At 68.0% G+C, this 2685-nt stretch carries 2 protein-coding genes and 1 pseudogene; all 3 read right to left on the bottom strand.

Translation table 11 applies throughout. The features are described 5' to 3' along the window. Positions 1 to 208: 208 nt before the first annotated feature. Positions 209 to 1363: a pectate lyase family protein gene (locus D183_RS0104420; RefSeq protein ID WP_017907928.1), complete on the bottom strand. Its 1155-nt coding sequence runs from the start codon at positions 1361 to 1363 to the stop codon at positions 209 to 211. Between the two features lie 616 nt (positions 1364 to 1979). Next, positions 1980 to 2468 (bottom strand): ribosomal protein S18-alanine N-acetyltransferase, encoded by a 489-nt coding sequence (rimI, locus tag D183_RS0104415; protein WP_017907927.1) that lies wholly within the window; start codon positions 2466 to 2468, stop codon positions 1980 to 1982. Beyond that, a pseudogene (locus D183_RS0104410) lies at positions 2465 to 2685 on the bottom strand (alanine acetyltransferase); the annotation flags it as partial. The gene rimI and the pseudogene D183_RS0104410, both read right to left, overlap by 4 nt.

Here is a 2685-nt window from a genome sequence, read left to right as displayed (position 1 = left end):
TCTGGTGCCGTTGCGACAGATGCTACCCCCTGGCTCAAGGTCGTGGCAGGTTGTTCGAGGTGCCCTGAAGTCGCTCCCTCAGGTGGCTCCCACAACGCACCTGCGACGAGCGCGGCCAACGTTAAAAGCCGCTCTGCGCCCGAGCACTGGCATTCCGCGCAACACGCACACCGCCGCCCGGCCTTCCAGGCGGCGGCGTAGCGATCCCTCAGAGCTTCCCGGCGCCGGCCTTGGCCTTGACGTCCGCCGCCACCTTGTTCGCCGGCAACAGCGAATAGGTGTACGGCGGGGTCCAGCCGATGTTGTTGTTCCAGGAACAGTTCAGCGCCTGGCCGTTGAGCAGCGAGCCGAAATCGCGGTAGACGCTGCCGCCGTAGTCGGCCGCGATCTTGTCGCAGCTGCTCACGCCGCTGATGTCGAAGACGTTGTTCTCGGAGAAGATCTTCGATTCCTTGCCGACGCCGTGCGCGTAGGAGAACGGATACACCGCATTGCTGGTGCTGCCCACGTGGTAGTTGTTGTACAGGTGCACCTGGCCGAAGCGCACCCGCGGCGCGCGCGCGGAGATGTTCTCGAACAGGGTGTTGTGGATGGTCACCTTGAGCTTGCCGCTGTCGGTGCTGGAGGCGCTGTCGCTGGAGCCGATCAGGTTGTTCTTCTCGTGCGACTTGAACACCGAGTACGACACGGTGACGTAGTTGGCGCCTTTCTTGATGTCCAGCGCGCCGTCGTGGTGCTGCTTGGGGCGGCCGTTGGCGGTGCCGTTCTGGTCGTCGGTGCGGCGGCCGTCGGTGAAGGTCACGTGGTCCACCCACACGTTGCTGGCGCCCTCGATGGTCATGCCGTCGTATTCGGAATTCCAGTTGCCGGCGCTGCCGTCGTTCGGATCCCACACCGGTTGCGGATCCCATGGATTCTCGATGGTCAGGTTGCGCACGATCACGTCGTTGGCCTTGACGTAGAAGTAGCCCTCGCGGATCTCGGCGTTGCTGCCGACGCCGATCAGTGTGGTCTTGGTGGGCACATCCAGGCGCGCGCGGCTCTTCATGTCCGCGGTGGTGCTGTACGGCGTGCCTTCGCTGATGTCGATGATGCCGTTGACCTTGATGATGCGGCCGTTGCTGCCGGCACTGGCCTTCAGCGCGGCCTTCAGCTGTGCCGCGGTGCTGACGCTGTAGACGTCGGCCGCGGCGGCCTTGGAACCGCCCTTGGTGCCGCCGTTCTGCGTGGCCCAGCCGGTGCTGGCGACCTCCAGGCTGGCGTCGGCATGGGCGGCGCCGGCCAGGCCGGCCAGGCACAGGGCCAGGCCGAACGTGCGCAGCGGCGAGCGCGGCGATGAAGCGATGAGGGACTGCGTGGTCATCCTGGAAACCTCGTGAGCGTGCGTGGTTTGGACGCAGGCGCGCGCGCTCCGCAGCAGCGGAATGCACGGCGACGCCTGCGCGATCGCTGTCCCCTCGGACAACTGCGGGTCATGCCTTCGTGGGAGGCAGGCGCCGAAGAGGCGCGCACTGTAGGCAGCGCGTGGCACGTGTAAAGAGGCGTTGGAGAAACGCGCGATCCAACCGCACGATGTGTGAACCACGTCGCACGAATCGCCTGCGCGCGCCAGGGCGACGCGGCACCATCGCTGCGGGACAACAACGCTGTCCCACCGACAGAAGGCGACATTGCGGAAGCCGCCTGCGACAGCGCAAAAACACCGAAAGCCGCAAACGGCAGGTGGCAGCCGCCGGGCCTCGCCCATCGACACGCAGCACGCAGGTGCGATTGCCACAACGAACACTGCCGGCACCATCGCAAACCGCCTGCAGCGGCATCGCCAGGATCAGGTTGCGGCGCGCATGCGGCACAGCGCCGCCGCGCCGGCCGGGAGTAGGCCGGTACCACCTACACCGGCGCTTGCGCCAACGCCTTCCGCATCCAGGCGGCAGCACTCGAACGAAACCGCACGCCGCCCGTGGCGGACGCGCAGAGGCTCAGGACATGCCGTCGAAGAACAGCTCGATCGCCATCACCAGCGCGTCCTCACGGCCGTTCGCGGCCGGGTAGTAGCGCGGGCGGCGGCCGATCTCGTTGAAGCCTTCGCTGTGGTACAGGGCGATCGCATTGGGATTGGACGGCCGCACTTCCAGGAACACCCGGCGCGCGCCGAGATCGACGCCGTACTTGATCAGCGCGCGCAGCAGCAGCCGGCCGTAGCCGCGCGATTGCCGCTCCGGCGCCACGCAGACGTTGAGGATGTGCGCCTCGTCGGCGGCGACGCTGATCACCCCGTAGCCGACGATCGTGCCCTCCTCCACCAGCACCCAGCCCGGATAACCGGCCTGCAGGCAGTCGCGGAAGATGCCGCGGGTCCAGGGGAACGGATAGGCGCGGCGCTCGATCTCCATCACCGCGTCCAGATCGGCCTCGCGCAAGGCGCGCAGCGTGGCCGTGGGCGCCGATGCCGACCCCAGTGCGCTCATCGCGGCGCCCGCTTGCGCAGCGCGCGCAACTGCGGCCACAGCGCACGCTTGGCCGCCGCATTGCCGCGCAGTTCGTCCAGCGGCCAGGTCGCCATCAGCGCCTGCGTGGCCGGATCGTTGGGATTGAGGCCGGAGGCGCGCAGCAGGGCGATCTGCAGGCGGTCGGGCAGGCGCAGCCCGACCCGGCGCGTACCTGCCGCGGGCGCCGCACGCGGCA

This window comes from Xanthomonas sp. SHU 199, assembly GCF_000364665.1.
Taxonomy (GTDB): Bacteria; Pseudomonadota; Gammaproteobacteria; order Xanthomonadales; family Xanthomonadaceae; genus Xanthomonas_A; species Xanthomonas_A sontii.
This window is presented reverse-complemented; position numbering and strand designations above follow the sequence as displayed.

What these genes read in the sequence shown, in the direction of transcription:
- D183_RS0104420 (WP_017907928.1), bottom strand. Translation starts at nt 1,363, where the DNA reads ATGACCACGCAGTCCCTCATCGCTTCATCGCCGCGCTCGCCGCTGCGC.
- rimI (WP_017907927.1), bottom strand. Translation starts at nt 2,468, where the DNA reads ATGAGCGCACTGGGGTCGGCATCGGCGCCCACGGCCACGCTGCGCGCC.